This window comes from Yersinia rohdei ATCC 43380 (assembly GCF_000173775.1).
Taxonomy (GTDB): Bacteria; Pseudomonadota; Gammaproteobacteria; order Enterobacterales; family Enterobacteriaceae; genus Yersinia; species Yersinia rohdei.
This window is the reverse complement of sequence record NZ_ACCD01000040.1, coordinates 15,717-30,730: the sequence shown is the minus strand read 5'-3', so window position 1 is coordinate 30,730 and position 15,014 is coordinate 15,717. Positions and strand designations below refer to the sequence as shown.

The following is a 15,014-nucleotide window of genomic DNA, read 5'->3' as shown; positions in this document are numbered from 1 at the left end:
TCGGGATGTGTTCACTGGCCGCCTTGTTGCCACCCCAATGACATTGGATAAATCAGAGGTGGTGGGTGCATAGCGACAATGAAAACAGGGCGTGGTGCCTGCCACTCCCTGCTTATTATATTCTCTGCTTATATGGCTAACGCCAGACGAGTTCCTTGATCAATTGCTCGGCGAGCATCCAACTCGGCTGCAACATCAGCCCCACCAATCAAATGCACTGTTTTTCCCATCGCCAGTAATGGCTGATGCAGTTCCCTGCGTGGCTCCTGACCCGCACAGATAATAATGGTATCTACTGGCAGGCAACTGGCTTGCTCTGCTCGAGTGATATGTAAGCCATTATCATCAATACTGTCATAGCTGACACTGTTGAGCATTTTCACCCCGCGCAGGGACAAACTTGTGCGGTGGATCCAGCCAGTAGTTTTTCCCAACCCCTCGCCGACTTTACTGTTTTTTCGTTGTAATAGAAAAATTTGCCGTGGCGATGCTGGTACTTTAGGCCCCTCTGGAGATAAGCCTCCGCGCTGGGTTAAGTCCTGGTCAATGCCCCATTCTCGGTTGAATTCACGGCTATCAAGGCTGCTGGCATCGTCGGGTTGACTGAGATATTCAGCAGTATCGAACCCAATGCCACCGGCACCAATAATCGCCACACATTCACCAACAGGCTTTTTATCGCGTAATACATCCAGATAAGTTAGCACTTTCGGATGATCAATTCCTTGAATGGCGGGCAAGCGCGGCTGGATACCACAGGCGAGTATGACTTCATCAAAATCAGTCAATTGCTGTGGGTTGACTTGGGTATTTAGCCGTTGAGTCACACCATGCAATACCAACTGACGGCGAAAATAGCGCAGTGTTTCGTAGAACTCTTCTTTGCCGGGGATTTGCTTGGCGATATTAAATTGGCCACCAATATCGGCAGCGGCGTCAAAGAGTGTGACCTGATGACCGCGACTGGCGGCCATCACCGCAAATGCCAGTCCGGCTGGCCCAGAACCCACTACGGCTAATCGTTTTGGTGTTTCGGCTGGGATTATCGGCATTTCAGTTTCATGGCAGGCGCGAGGGTTAACCAAACACGACGTCAGTTTTCCGTCAAAAATTTGGTCCAAACAGGCCTGATTGCAGCCAATGCAGGTGTTGATTTCATCGGCTCGATTCTGCGCGGCTTTTTGTACCAAAGCGGCATCGGCAAGAAACGGGCGCGCCATTGACACCATGTCTGCACAGCCATCAGCCAAAACTTGCTCGGCCACTGCGGGGTCATTTATCCGGTTGGTAGTGATGAGCGGAATGGTAACTTTCCCCATTAATTTGCGTGTTACCCAACTGAATCCGGCGCGGGGCACCATAGTGGCGATAGTGGGGATTCTCGCCTCATGCCAGCCAATGCCGGTGTTAATTAGCGTGGCCCCCGCGTGCTCGATTGCCAGTGCTAACTGTTCAATTTCATCCCAATTGGAGCCTTCTTCCACCAGATCAAGCATAGAAAGGCGATAAATCAGGATAAAATCTGGCCCGGTAGCTTGGCGAACGGCCCGAACAATTTCTACTGCAAAACGCATGCGCTGAGTAAAATCACCACCCCATTCATCATCTCGGTGATTGGTTCTTGCTGCCAGAAATTGATTAATCAGGTAGCCCTCGGAGCCCATCACCTCAACACCATCATAGCCAGCTTGTTGGGCCAACTGGGCGCAGTGGGCAAAGTCGGCAATAGTTTGCAGCACTTCATCGCCGCTTAATGCCAGTGGCGCGAAGGGGTTAATGGGGGCTTGTAAAGCCGAAGGGGCGACCGGTTGCTTCTGATAACTGTAACGACCCGCATGGAGAATTTGTAGTGCGATTTTGCCGCCCGCGCGATGTACGGCATCAGTGACAACCTGATGATGCGGTATTTGCGCCACATCGTTTAGCACTGATGCGCCTTGGTAGACCACCCCCTTTTTATTGGGGGCAATACCCCCCGTGACTATCAGCCCGACACCGCCGGCGGCGCGCTCGGCATAGAAAGCCGCCAGGCGCTGTGGGCCATCAGGTAGCTCCTCCAGCCCGGTGTGCATTGACCCCATTAATACGCGGTTTTTCAGGGTGGTAAAGCCAAGATCAAGGGGGGCGAGCAGGTGAGGGTAAGCTAGCATTGCAGTCTCCAATATTGTTATTTCTCTGCCGTCCTGTGGGGATTAGCCAAGTGGTCGGATGAGATTTTTATTCAAATTTAGACGGTGCTGTGCAGCTTGGGAAATTACAATTTGCTGATTGTGATAGCCGTCATGAATATGACATTGGGATAAGTTGCAGTATTGAACGAAGGGAGCATGCATGCAGAGCATATTCCCTTCGCTTATCAGTCAGATCGCCTTGGTCGGAAGGGGGTTATGGCGCACGTTTAAATAAACTCGCGACCATAAAACAGCTAAATGAACTGAACAGCATTTCAATCCCGACTAAGGTCGTTACCATGGTGATTGACATTAATGGCCCGGCGCTCACCAGCAGGTAGGTAATTATCAAGTCAAGCACACCCAATAAGATTTGCAGCCACGCGCCAGGTAATCCCCAGGTTTTATAGCCGGTTATCAGCCGCATTACCCCACCAAAGGCAAACAGCACCCCGAGTACTATAGCCAGGCTTATCATTCCAACTGCCGGGTTAGTAATGAATACATAGCCCATAACTATATATGCTATGCCCAGCAAAATACCGGTCACCATCGGCCAGAGGTTATGAGTGCGATTGCTTATCATCCCCACTATCAGCGCAATACCGCTCAATAACAGTAAGATGCCAATGATAGTGCTTAGTGCCGCACCTGATGCTAATGGGTTAATAAGGCAAAAAATCCCGCCTAACAGCAGTAGAACGGCAATAACTCGCATGATAATCCGTTGTTTTTTCAGGGTTCCTTCCCCAAGTCCCATAAGATATTTCCGATCTATATTCAGCATGACGATGACTCCTGTTTAGTCTGAGCTCAGTTATCTATAACTCTCATTAGTATAGGTCGAACAATAAATATATAAATAAAATTTATCATATTCAACTAATTAGGCTGTGTGATTTTCACTCTATATCCGAGGTAAAGCTGCATAGAAAAATAATGAATAATATTCATTATTTAGAGATCGAATTGTTCTATTTATTCACAACTCTTAGTGAACAGCCATGTAGGCGGCTAATGGTGTTAATTTATAAACGAATACAAATTATACAGTGCTGAATAATTATAGATATATGATTAAAATCAAATGAAAATTTTTTTTAAAAAAAACAAATAATATTTAGCTTTTGGGTGGCACATTTTTTTATCGGTGCTAACTTTTTAGCATCAAGTGAAATCATAATAATTTCACATCAAGATTTTTCAAATGGCAGAGTATATTTAACAACAAGCTAGTTTTTTTTGTAATCATGTGATTTTTAAATGATTTTATCTAAATTAAGATAGGGGTAGGAAATGACTAGAAAATCTCTGGATGAATATCGTTCGACGTTATTGGACTCTCGCTTTGGCTCTGAAGCAATTCGCAATATGACGGAAGATAAACATTTTCCTAAAGAAGAAATGCGCGAAGATATTGCTTTTCAAATTATTAGTGATGAGCTATTTCTCGATGGTAATGCGCGACAAAATCTCGCGACATTTTGCCAGACGTGGGATGACGAGAATGTCCATAAACTTATGGACCTTTCGATAAATAAAAACTGGATTGATAAAGAAGAATATCCACAGTCAGCAGCGATAGACATGCGCTGTGTAAATATGATGGCTGATTTATGGAATGCACCTAAATCAAAGGATGGGCAAGGGGTCGGGACTAATACCATTGGTTCATCAGAAGCGTGCATGTTGGGTGGCATGGCGATGAAATGGCGCTGGCGCAAAAAAATGGAAGCGGCAGGAAAACCAACCAATAAACCTAATTTTGTGTGTGGGCCGGTACAAGTTTGTTGGCATAAATTTGCCCGCTATTGGGATGTGGAAATGCGGGAAATTCCAATGGCTCCAGGACAATTATTCATGGATCCACAACGTATGGTGGAAGCCTGTGATGAAAATACCATCGGTGTGGTGCCGACTTTCGGTGTGACTTATACCGGTAACTATGAATTTCCTAAGCCGCTGCATGATGCATTAGATAAGCTACAAAAAGAAAAAGGCCTCGATATTGATATGCATATCGATGCGGCGAGTGGCGGTTTCTTAGCCCCCTTTGTTGCCCCTGATATTGAGTGGGATTTCCGTCTGCCACGGGTGAAATCGATCAGTTCGTCTGGTCATAAATTCGGCCTGGCTCCCTTGGGTTGTGGTTGGGTTATTTGGCGTGATGCTGCGGCCTTACCTGAAGAACTTATTTTTAATGTTGATTATCTTGGCGGCCAGGTTGGCACCTTTGCTATCAACTTCTCACGTCCGGCAGGGCAGGTTATTTCCCAATACTATGAATTTATACGTTTGGGGCGTGAAGGTTATACCAAGGTACAAAGCGCCTGTTATCAGGTGGCAGAATTCCTGGCAAAAGAAATTGCACCGCTCGGGCCTTACGAATTCTATTGCAGTGGCGGCCCAGAGGAAGGTATTCCCGCTATCTGTTTCCGTGTCAAAGAAGGGGCAAACCCAGGCTACACCCTGTATGACCTTTCCGAGCGTTTAAGACTTCGTGGCTGGCAAGTCCCCGCATTTGCATTGAGTGGCGGAATGTCTGATGTGGTGGTTATGCGCATTATGTGTCGTCGCGGATTCGAAATGGATTTTGCAGGATTACTGCTAGATGATTTTAAATCTTCACTGAAATACCTGAGTGAACATCCATCCCTTGGCGGCGAGGCAAGTCAGAATAGTTTTAGTCATACCTAACACCAGGTTGTTCTTATTTTGATTTGAACTTTTAAACCTAGGTGGCGTCATGCCAATGATTAGGATGGATAAATTATGTCAAATACTGTCTCCAGCACTACCAAGTCAGCGGTCCCGGTGAAAAAACTGGGTATCGCGACACTGGCGATTATGAATATTGTTGCCGTAGTTAGCCTCCGGGGATTACCTGCTGAAGCTGAATATGGTCTGAGTTCAATTTTTTATTATCTCTTTGCCGCCGTATTTTTCTTAATTCCGGTATCACTGGTCGCGGCTGAATTAGCCACCGGCTGGCCTGAGAAAGGGGGGGTATTTCGCTGGGTTGGCGAGGCATTTGGCCCCCGTTTAGCTTTTCTTGCCATGTTTATGCTGTGGGTTGAGGTTACTGTCTGGTTTCCCACAGCACTGACATTTGCGGCGGTATCACTGGCCTTTATTGGCCCAGAACAGCGCTGGGACGAGGCCCTATCTGCCAATAAATTCTTTGTCTTGGGAATAGTGCTATTTATATATTGGCTCGCCACCTTTATTGCCTTTAAAGGGGTTGATACCTTCGCCAAGGTATCAAAATGGGGCGGGATCATCGGCACTATTATTCCTGCTATTATTTTGATTGTTTTAGGTTTTTCTTACTTGTTTTGGGGTGGCGCTCCCCAAATTGAAGTTGCTTGGGGTGATGTCATTCCTGACTTTAGCAACTTTAATAACATAGTATTGGCTGCCAGTATTTTCTTGTTCTATGCCGGTATGGAGATGAACGCCATCCACGTTAAAGACGTGGAAAATCCCAATAGAAACTACCCCATTGCTATTATGTTATCCGCCGTGGGGACGGTGCTTATTTTCGTCTTGGGTACACTGGCTATCGCCTTTGTTATTCCGCAATCTGACATTAGCCTGACGCAAAGTTTATTGGTCGCTTATGACAATATGTTTAAGTGGGCTGGTGTGGAATGGCTGGGGCCAGTTGTTGCCTTTGCATTAGCAATTGGGGTATTGGCGGGTGTCGTGACCTGGGTTGCAGGCCCGTCTTCGGGTTTACTGGTGGTGGCTAAAGCGGGTTACTTGCCGCTCTGGTGGCAACATACCAATAAGAATGGCATGGCGACACATATTCTGCTGTTACAGGCATTATTAGTGTCCTTCTTGGCCATCTTGTTTGTGGTACTGCCTTCGGTACAGGCCGCGTATCAAATAATGAGCCAAATGACCGTTATCTTGTATCTTATCATGTACATGCTAATGTTCAGTGCCGCGATTTATTTACGCTATAGCCAACCGAACCGGCCACGGCCATATCATATTCCTGGTGGGTCTGTCGGGATGTGGATTATTGGCGGTGCGGGTCTGCTGGGCTCAATTCTGGCTTTCGTCTTCAGCTTTATTCCACCTAGCCAAATCTCGGTGGGCAGTCCAACGGAATATGTGAGTATCTTAATTGCCTCCACAATATTCTTTGTTATGTTGCCATTCTTGATTTACTACGTTCGCAAACCTCATTGGCGTGCTGCCAACAGCGATTTTGCGCCATTTACCTGGCAAGCTGAAAATGGGCATCCTGGGATCCCGAGTTTATCGGCAACCCATACCAATGATGTGACGGCGTCAGCGGCAGCCGCGACGCCGGCGACAGACACACCAAAAAGTTAATTTCCTTCCTCTCTATCAGCAGGGCGGCTTCGGCCCCCTGCTCAATGACATTACGCGTTGGAGTCAGATTTATGGCTATTGACCTAGCTCATCTAAATCAAGCGGCTAAGAAAGCTTATTCGCAATATTCGACCCTCGCTGGAGGGGAGAATGCCAGCTATATTCCTTATTTAGCCAGTGTTCCCAGCCAACTTGCTGCGGTTGCCATCGTGACTGTTGATGGCGATATTATCTCGCAAGGTGATGCTGATTTTCGCTTTGCCTTAGAGTCTATTTCGAAAGTTTGTTCTCTTGCCTTGGCTTTAGAAGATGTTGGCCCACAGGAAGTACAAGACAAGATTGGTGCTGATCCGACCGGCTTACCTTTTAACTCGGTTATTGCGTTGGAACTGCATCAAGGTAAGCCATTGTCGCCGCTAGTAAATGCAGGCGCGATGTCCACGGTGAGTCTGATTAAAGCCAGCAGCCGTGAAAATCGCTGGGCGCGTATTCTGGAGATGCAACAGCAATTGGCCGGTGCACCGATTTCACTTTCGGATGAAGTGAATAATTCAGAGCAAACCACCAATTTTCATAATCGCGCCATCGCCTGGCTGCTTTATTCGGCCCAAACGATGTATTGCGATCCAATGGAAGCTTGTGACGTCTATACCCGTCAGTGTTCAACATTATTTAATACTATTGAACTGGCAACGATGGGGGCAACTTTTGCAGCGAATGGCGTAAATCCGGTGACGAAAAAATCGGTGCTGACGGCCTCAAACACCCCGTTTATACTGGCCGAAATGACCATGGAAGGAATGTATGGCAGCTCAGGTGACTGGGCCTATACCGTCGGATTACCTGGAAAAAGCGGCGTCGGCGGTGGTATTTTAGCCGTCGTGCCCGGTGTGATGGGGATTGCAGCATTTTCACCGCCATTAGACCCGGCAGGAAATAGCGTCCGTGGGCAAAAGATGGTGGCTTCCATCGCCCAACAATTGGGCTACAACCTGTATAAAAGTCGTTAATCAGAAATAAAATGGCCCTGTCAGACAGGGCCATATCAGACTGCTGACAAAATCGATGGGAGGGGAAATGTGCGAATGGGAGGTCGCCGTGTAAGCGGCCGGAGCGCCCATTGGTGCAGTCGCCCCGACTGATTCGACACTGATAATGGCGATTTGCCATCAAACTCATATATAACTTATTTGATTATTGTCACATCAGCTTAAATCGATATTCTTATACCCGAAAAACCAGGTCAGAATAAATCCAGCAAAATACGAAATCAGCAGACCGGCGATATAAACTAACATCCCGGCGAAGATCCCCTGTGTTGAGGTCATCAAAGGAATCGATACCAGACCCGAGGGGCCAAATACCGTGTTCAGGCCAACGGGTAGCCCCATCCAGGCGACAAGACCAATAAAGAATCCCCCGACCGCTCCCCCGATACAAGCCGTAATAAAAGGTTTCAAACGCGGTAACGTCACACCATAAATAAGCGGTTCGCCAATCCCCAAAAGACCGGGGAAGATAGCGCCTTTAATCTGTGTGCGCAGCACAGAACCTTTTGACGAGCGAGCATAAAGTGCTAGCGCTGCGCCCACTTGACCGGCACCCGCCATCGCCAGAATAGGGAATAATGAGTTAAAACCTTGCGCATCCATTAATGCGAAATAGACCGGAACAAACCCTTGATGAATACCAAAAACGACAGCAATCAGGAATAACCCGGCCAGAATTGCAGTGCCGAATGGATTGCCATTCAAATGCATAAACAGCCACGACATGCCTTTAAACAGCTCGCCACCCAAAGGCATAATAATCACAAAGGTGAGCGCGCCGGTAATTAACAAAGTGATGGTCGATGTTAGGATCATATCCAGGTTATCAGGAATAAAACGACGCACCTGCCGCTCAATCCAAGCACCAGCCATACAGGCCAGTAATACGCCAATAATATTGCCGCGCGGATCAATCACCAGACCGAAGAAGTTTTCCATTCCGGCGTAATAGCCGACAGTCCCTTCTGGCACATAGCGCAAAATAAATAGCGAAGCGATAATCGCGCCGTTGACCCCCGTCCCGCCAAAGGCTTTCTGGGTATTAAAACCAATTAGGATACTCAGGAAAGTAAATAAACCGATGCTGAATACTTTCATGTAAGCAATGAGCGCCACCAACCATGAGGATGGGGTAACACCTTCTAATACCAGTGTTTGTTGCAGTAATGTAGCTATTCCCAGCAGCAATCCAGCGGCAATAAAACCTGGAATTAATGGGGTAAATATAGTCGCAAATTTGGTCAGAAAATTATGAACTGCGCTTTTCTGTTTTGCTTTCATTTGTTGCTTGGTCTGACTTGCCAACACTTGCAGGTTAATATCGTCAGCACTTCCATTTGTCGGTTGTGGCTCAGCACTCAAAACCTTATTCATCATCTCACTGGCAGTCTGGGCTTTGCCAGGGCCGAGAATGATTTGTAACTGATCGTCGCCATTCACCACTCCCATAACACCTGGGATTTTCTTCAGATTGTCATGTTGGATAAGCTGACGATCTTTTAATGTGAGACGTAGCCTTGTCATGCAATTGCCACAGACGGTGATATTTTGACTCCCGCCAATGCAGAGTAAAATTTGTTCTATCGTAGCGCCGGTTATTTTCGCCATAGTTATACTTTAATCTCCTGCAGTGCTTTGCGGATAAATCCTTTATTTTTATTAAGGACAGCACTCGCGTCCTTGGCAGACATACCACTTAATATCATCATAATGGCTGTTTTACAGTGGCGATTGCATTCATCGAGGGCCTCTTGCGCCTCATTAACGGAGCATTCTGTTGCCTGGACAACAATATCTATTTGGCGTTGTACTAACTTGGCATTTGTCGCCTCGACATCCACCATCAAATTGCTATAAACCTTGCCGCTGCGGATCATGGCTGCGGTTGTCAGCATATTCAGAATCAATTTCTGCGCGGTGCCCGCTTTCATTCGTGATGATCCGGTAATAACTTCCGGGCCGACCAGCGGTTCAATAGCAATATCCGCCGCTTGGCTCATTGCGCTATTTTGATTGCAGGAAATAGCAACCACGGTGGCTCCAACCCCTCGAGCATAGGCCATTGCCCCGAGGACATAAGGCGTGCGCCCACTCGCGGCAATACCCACTAAGACATCACGGGCATTAAAATTAAGATTACGAAGATCTTGCTCACCCATTTCACGACTGTCTTCAGCATTTTCAACCGCTTGTAAAATGGCGGTATTTCCTCCAGCGATTAGGCCGACGACCATTTCTCGTGGTGTACCATAAGTGGGGGGACATTCACTGGCATCCAAAATCCCTAATCGCCCAGAGGTACCCGCACCGCAATAAATTAATCGGCCCTCATTGGCAAAAGCCTCTGCGATAAAAGAGACTGCCTTGGCTATTTCGGGAAGTTGTTCCTCCACCGCTAAAGGGACTTTCTTATCCTCATTATTAATAACCTTGAGCATATCCAATATTGAAAGGGTATCAATTTGAGAACTGGCGGGGTTGCGACTTTCCGTAACCATTGAGCTGAGATTAATCTTCATTGGGACTTCCTTTTATTTAAGCTATCGGCGATGTTAAGGAGTTATTTATTTATTAAACGTGATGTTTATCACGGTAAAATATATTCTAAGGACGGGTGTCTTAAGGAATAAACGCCGATAAAAAATAACAAAAAAAAGATAATTATTATGGTATTTATACAGTTACGTAGAGTAATAAAGGTGTTGATGCCGGAATAATCTATCATCTTTAACGGAGGTTTTTTGATGTCGATTTTAAATGAAATAACGTGGTTGCTGCCAGAACTGGCAGAAAACCAGCAGAAAATAGCGAACTACATTCTGGATAATCCGGAATCTATACTCAGCATATCTTCCTCCCAGTTTGCAGAAGATGCGGGCGTCAGCCAATCTGCAATCGTAAAATTCAGTCAAAAGATAGGAATGAAAGGTTTTCCTGCATTAAAATTGGCTATTAGTGAGGAATTAAGCAGAAGTAACTTATTTAAATCTTATCCGCATAAAGCTTTACATAATTCTATATCATCAGAAGATTCATTGATGGTAATGGCACAAAAACTAGCGCATGAGAAAACAGCATCAATAATGGAAACAACGAGGAAAATAAATTTTTCAGTTTTCCAGCATATTGTGTCTCTTATTAATACTGCTTCACGAGTGCAAATAGTCGGGATCTGGGGGTCAGGACTTACTGCTAAAGACTTGAGTTATAAATTACAGAAAATAGGTATCGTCACTTTGGTTGAAGCAGACCTTCATGTACAGATTGCGGCAGCACTTACATTAACTCCCAAAGATGTACAGATTGTTCTTTCTTTTACTGGCAGAAGAAAGGATATGAGAATTGCTGCAACAGTGGCCAAAGCACAGGGAGCAACTGTAATAGCAATTACGGGTAGCAAAGTTTCTCCTTTGGCTAAAATTGCAGATTATGTCCTTGAAAGTGTTTCGGATGAAAATGAGTGGCGAAGTTCATCAATATCTTCACGGACGGCTCAAAATACACTTACGGATCTGATTTTTCTGGCTTTAATGCAATTACGACAAGAAATGGCTAAGCCATTAATTTTAAACGCAAGTATGACTATTAATAATCTGGATGACTAATGTTCACCGCGAACAATTAAACGGTTTTACGTCTTTATATGGACAAAGTGGTTAAAACCTTAAGCATTGTGATACGCGCAGCATTTAATAGCCAAGATAGCGAATAGCTGCGGTGTTACGTTGAACTTCATCCGGGTATTCTTCTCACCCGGGTATAGAGTTAAAAATGACGTGCTCGTTTTTTGAACAGTGAGTTAAATAAAATCGTGATGCTGAAAAACCAGATAGACAGGTTATAGTTTTAACCCGTGGGTAAAGATTTTCTTTGCATTTTATCTTAGTTACATTATTTATTATTATTTTAATAAAGAGTCCGATTTTATTGAACCAGCACAGCAATTTTATTGAAAAGCACATAGCTGTAATGGTGTTGATAAGATTTTCTTAGACGTATTAGTTTGAGGTTTTTCAATCTGATCCTGCATGGCAGTAAGTAGAGAGCCCCCTGATACCGGGGGAACTGTCTGGTATGTAACATTTCTGAACAATGAAAACTTGCGTTTTTACATTTTATGATATAATTAGTTGAGCTGGTAGAGTTACCACAACAATAACAATGATAAAAATTCAATTAAAAGTAGGCTTTTAAATGCTGATAAATTCGCAAAATATTGCCCATGGAGGATATTCAGTATTTATTAAATTAGTTGATTTTCTCTCAATTAACTTAATTTTAATATTGAGTGGTTGGCTATTGAAAATGGAACCTTTCAATACAGTTATTTCTCTCAGTTTATTGTTTTCAACTTCTTTTTTACTTTTGGGTGAATACACGCGTTTTTACCAATATAGGATTAAAAACAAAAAGTTACGTAGCCAGTTGAGACTGTTTGCTACGGCTTTTTGGGCGCTACTTTTTATTGAAATTATCCGAGTTTCAGTGCTCGGGTTTCATTCATTAGGCTATCTAAGTGTTTTAGATACTCGTTTTATTTCAGCAACTTTATTCTGGTATGCTATTCCATTAGCCTTTATTTATATTATTCGTCTGATTATCTTCAAATATTCAGCTAAAAAAGTTATTAGAGTGGCCATTATTGGTATTACTGACAATGGAGTGGCGGTGGAACAAGCACTGCGCGAAGAGTATTCCGATACTCTGCTGGATTTGGCCTTTTATGACGAACGTCTCCCTTCCCGGTTTGGTGATCTGGCTGACAAAATCACGAGCCCATTTAACGGGCCGGTGATGAATCTGGTCGAGGAAGCCAAAGCGGGCAGAATAGATGAGATCTATATTGCATTGCCGTTGGTGGCATTAGAGCGAATACGCCACTTTCTAACCATGATGTCGGACACGACGGTGAATACTTATATCGTGCCGGACTTCTATGCCTACAGCACCAACATGTCGCAATTACGTACCATTCATAATCTGCAAACAATTGGCATTTTCACTTCCCCGTTTCAGGGGATGGGTTCGTTTATTAAACGTACCGAAGATTTGGTGTTGGGTAGCATCATTATGCTAATGATTTCACCAGTGCTGTTCGCTATAGGCATTGGTGTGAAACTCACATCATCTGGCCCGATACTTTTTAAACAAGATCGCTATGGCTTGAGCGGGCAGAGAATTAAAGTTTGGAAGTTCCGCACCATGCGGGTTATGGAAAATACCGACACAGTAATACAAGCGACAAAGAACGACCCAAGGGTCACTCGTTTTGGATCATTTTTACGTCGTACGTCTTTGGATGAACTCCCACAGTTTATTAACGTGTTGCAGGGGAGCATGTCTATTGTGGGCCCCCGGCCACATGCGGTAACGCATAATGAGCTGTATCGCAAACAAGTTGAAAACTACATGATTCGACATAAAGTGAAACCAGGGATCACCGGACTGGCGCAAATTAATGGTTATCGGGGCGAAATTGATACGCTCTATAAACTAGAGAAGCGGGTTCAGTACGACATTGAATATATTCAAAACTGGTCATTATGGTTGGATATAAAAATTATTATTAAAACCATTTTTAAAGGATTTGTCGGCAAAAATGCATACTAAATATATTATTTTTGCCGCTATTTTTTTGTCCCCAGCGGCATGGGCGGAATTAACACCTAAATCACATATTGGCTTTGCTGGTATCGATTTTCAGGGCATCGTCGGTGCGGATTTCGGGTATGACGATAATGTGACTCATCAGCCACATAACAGTGATGCTATTAGTTCCAGTTTCCAGAGTTTAACACCTGTATTGACCCTGAGCGGGGAGCGGTATCAGGATAAGTATTTATTGATGTACTCTGGTGATTATCGGCAATATAACAACAGTTCTTCGGATAACTATGACGATCACTTTTTCCGTTTAAACAGTGCCTGGCGCTATGGGCAGATGCACGGTTTGACGTTCAATATTGAAGATTCGATCGGACATGAAAACCGGGGACTTGGAATTACAGAAGGCTTTCTGCCCAGTCAGTTCAGGCAGTTTGGAATCAATTCGCCATTAAGTACTAATTTACTCAATGGCGAATTGCGTTACAGTTACGGCGCACCTGAGGGGCGAGGGAAGGCCGAGGTTGCACTGATATATAAAAAACTGCACTTTGGGAATACACAAGACTCGAAGAGTACGGATGAGGATTTTTACAATTACATTCGTGAGCAGGATTGGTACGAAAATACCTTGGTTGCTGAAGTTTTTGATCAATACACCTCCCGGACACGTTTTCGCTATAGCTTTATTACCAACCAGCGCCACTATGATTACAGCTCAGATAAGGACACCAACGAATATTATTTACGTTATGGCGTAAAATCCCAGCTCACCGGTAAAACGAACGTTGATATAAACCTGGCGTGGCTTTATAAGACATTTGAAAACAACCCGAATTCGCAGGATTTTAATGGGTTAAATTGGGATATTCTGGGGGAGTGGAAACCTATCAAACAGGCTGTTTTTACAGCTCATACCTCACAACGAATTAAAGATCCCTCTGAGGCGGGAGGATATATTTTAGTATCGGAATACGGTATTTCGTATAAGCATTTCTGGTTGGATGATCGTTTTTCTACTTTATTGGATTACACGTACAGCACAGAAGACTATAAAAAACAGAATAAAGATCGTCATGACAAGAATGGTGTATTTACCTTCGCTGTAGGTTATGACCTCACACCATCTGTTAATTTTGGTGTTAAATATCAAATGGATACACTTAAGTCTAATAAAGATACTGACTCATTCTATATAGGGCCGAATGATGATCGGGAAGTTCTTAGAACGTTAGGCTATGACAATTCGCTAATTATGCTTACAGCTAAGGTGCAGATTTAAAATGAAAATAATGAGACTGTGCATATTTTTGTTCTTTAGTGTTTTACTGGCAGGTTGCACCACGCCAGCAAAACCATTAATGGACGATCCTAATGTTCAATCCGAGGGATATTTACTCGGCGCGGGTGATGCCGTGAATATCGTGGTGTATGGCGAGCCAGAGATGACCATGAAAGTTGTCCTCGATAAAAGCGGGACAATTAACTTTCCTTATATTGGACGGCTGGAGTTGAAAGGAAAAACGCCTGAGCAGGTCAGCAGCGAATTAACCACTCGCCTGCGTGGAGAATATCTGCAAAATCCGATGGTGACCGTCAGCGTTGCTGAATTCCGTAAATTTTATCTTTCCGGTGAAGTGAAAAATCCCAATGGTTATGCCTATGAGCCGGGTATGACGGTGGAAAAAGCCATTGCGTTAGGTGGGGGGTTTACCGATCGTGCTGACCGTAAAGATATTAGTATCCGGTTGTCGGGTTCTAACGAATTACTGTCAAATGTCGATGTAAGACACTCCGTTCACCCTGGTGATATCGTCATTATTGGCATGGGGTTCTTTTGATT

Annotated in this window: 11 protein-coding genes; 7 read left to right on the top strand and 4 right to left on the bottom strand. The window is 44.6% G+C overall.

Going from position 1 to position 15,014, the window contains the following annotated elements:
* Positions 1-128: 128 nt before the first annotated feature.
* Both YROHD0001_RS01380 and YROHD0001_RS01385 read right to left on the bottom strand, forming a co-directional pair.
* Complete coding sequence (locus YROHD0001_RS01380; protein ID WP_004716590.1) at positions 129-2,150, bottom strand: NADPH-dependent 2,4-dienoyl-CoA reductase; 2,022 nt, start codon at positions 2,148-2,150, stop codon at positions 129-131.
* 235 nt (positions 2,151-2,385) lie between these two features.
* A complete protein-coding gene (locus tag YROHD0001_RS01385) occupies positions 2,386-2,958 on the bottom strand; it encodes an HdeD family acid-resistance protein (RefSeq protein ID WP_032818222.1) in 573 nt (190 codons plus the stop codon).
* Positions 2,959-3,467: 509 nt separating this feature from the next.
* Between YROHD0001_RS01385 and gad the strand changes: the two genes are divergently transcribed.
* From gad to glsA, 3 genes are all read left to right on the top strand, one after another.
* A complete protein-coding gene (gene gad / locus YROHD0001_RS01390; protein ID WP_004716586.1) occupies positions 3,468-4,868 on the top strand; it encodes a glutamate decarboxylase in 1,401 nt (466 codons plus the stop codon).
* A gap of 75 nt (positions 4,869-4,943) precedes the next feature.
* A complete protein-coding gene (gadC, locus tag YROHD0001_RS01395; RefSeq protein ID WP_032818219.1) occupies positions 4,944-6,518 on the top strand; it encodes a glutamine/gamma-aminobutyrate antiporter GadC in 1,575 nt (524 codons plus the stop codon).
* Between the two features lie 71 nt (positions 6,519-6,589).
* Positions 6,590-7,528 (top strand): glutaminase A, encoded by a 939-nt coding sequence (gene glsA, locus YROHD0001_RS01400; protein ID WP_004716582.1) that lies wholly within the window; start codon positions 6,590-6,592, stop codon positions 7,526-7,528.
* Between the two features lie 195 nt (positions 7,529-7,723).
* On the opposite strand, the gene murP is transcribed toward glsA, so the two are convergent.
* Positions 7,724-9,175 carry a PTS N-acetylmuramic acid transporter subunit IIBC gene (murP, locus tag YROHD0001_RS01405; RefSeq protein WP_004716580.1) on the bottom strand — a complete coding sequence of 484 codons (1,452 nt, stop codon included), beginning with the start codon at positions 9,173-9,175 and terminating at the stop codon, positions 7,724-7,726.
* Between the two features lie 2 nt (positions 9,176-9,177).
* Positions 9,178-10,086 (bottom strand): N-acetylmuramic acid 6-phosphate etherase, encoded by a 909-nt coding sequence (gene murQ / locus YROHD0001_RS01410; protein WP_004716579.1) that lies wholly within the window; start codon positions 10,084-10,086, stop codon positions 9,178-9,180.
* A gap of 225 nt (positions 10,087-10,311) precedes the next feature.
* Between murQ and YROHD0001_RS01415 the strand changes: the two genes are divergently transcribed.
* The 4 genes from YROHD0001_RS01415 (at position 10,312) to YROHD0001_RS01430 (ending at position 15,012) form a co-directional block, all read left to right on the top strand.
* Positions 10,312-11,172: an SIS domain-containing protein gene (locus YROHD0001_RS01415; protein WP_004716577.1), complete on the top strand. Its 861-nt coding sequence runs from the start codon at positions 10,312-10,314 to the stop codon at positions 11,170-11,172.
* Between the two features lie 589 nt (positions 11,173-11,761).
* On the top strand, positions 11,762-13,177 hold the full coding sequence (locus YROHD0001_RS01420) for an undecaprenyl-phosphate glucose phosphotransferase (protein WP_004716575.1): 1,416 nt from the start codon (positions 11,762-11,764) through the stop codon (positions 13,175-13,177).
* The gene (locus YROHD0001_RS01425) at positions 13,167-14,453 is read left to right on the top strand and encodes an outer membrane beta-barrel protein (RefSeq protein ID WP_032818218.1); all 1,287 of its coding nucleotides are present in this window, start codon (positions 13,167-13,169) and stop codon (positions 14,451-14,453) included. The genes YROHD0001_RS01420 and YROHD0001_RS01425 overlap by 11 nt, the downstream gene beginning before the upstream one ends.
* Position 14,454: 1 nt before the next feature.
* Positions 14,455-15,012, top strand: a complete 558-nt coding sequence (locus tag YROHD0001_RS01430; protein ID WP_004716573.1) for a polysaccharide biosynthesis/export family protein — start codon at positions 14,455-14,457, stop codon at positions 15,010-15,012.
* The last annotated feature ends 2 nt before the right edge of the window (positions 15,013-15,014 follow it).

Excerpts from the sequence above, each read along its gene's own strand:
- YROHD0001_RS01380 (WP_004716590.1), bottom strand. The coding sequence starts at position 2,150 with ATGCTAGCTTACCCTCACCTGCTCGCCCCCCTTGATCTTGGCTTTACC.
- YROHD0001_RS01385 (WP_032818222.1), bottom strand. The coding sequence starts at position 2,958 with ATGCTGAATATAGATCGGAAATATCTTATGGGACTTGGGGAAGGAACC.
- gad (WP_004716586.1), top strand. The coding sequence starts at position 3,468 with ATGACTAGAAAATCTCTGGATGAATATCGTTCGACGTTATTGGACTCT.
- gadC (WP_032818219.1), top strand. The coding sequence starts at position 4,944 with ATGTCAAATACTGTCTCCAGCACTACCAAGTCAGCGGTCCCGGTGAAA.
- glsA (WP_004716582.1), top strand. The coding sequence starts at position 6,590 with ATGGCTATTGACCTAGCTCATCTAAATCAAGCGGCTAAGAAAGCTTAT.
- murP (WP_004716580.1), bottom strand. The coding sequence starts at position 9,175 with ATGGCGAAAATAACCGGCGCTACGATAGAACAAATTTTACTCTGCATT.
- murQ (WP_004716579.1), bottom strand. The coding sequence starts at position 10,086 with ATGAAGATTAATCTCAGCTCAATGGTTACGGAAAGTCGCAACCCCGCC.
- YROHD0001_RS01415 (WP_004716577.1), top strand. The coding sequence starts at position 10,312 with ATGTCGATTTTAAATGAAATAACGTGGTTGCTGCCAGAACTGGCAGAA.
- YROHD0001_RS01420 (WP_004716575.1), top strand. The coding sequence starts at position 11,762 with ATGCTGATAAATTCGCAAAATATTGCCCATGGAGGATATTCAGTATTT.
- YROHD0001_RS01425 (WP_032818218.1), top strand. The coding sequence starts at position 13,167 with ATGCATACTAAATATATTATTTTTGCCGCTATTTTTTTGTCCCCAGCG.
- YROHD0001_RS01430 (WP_004716573.1), top strand. The coding sequence starts at position 14,455 with ATGAAAATAATGAGACTGTGCATATTTTTGTTCTTTAGTGTTTTACTG.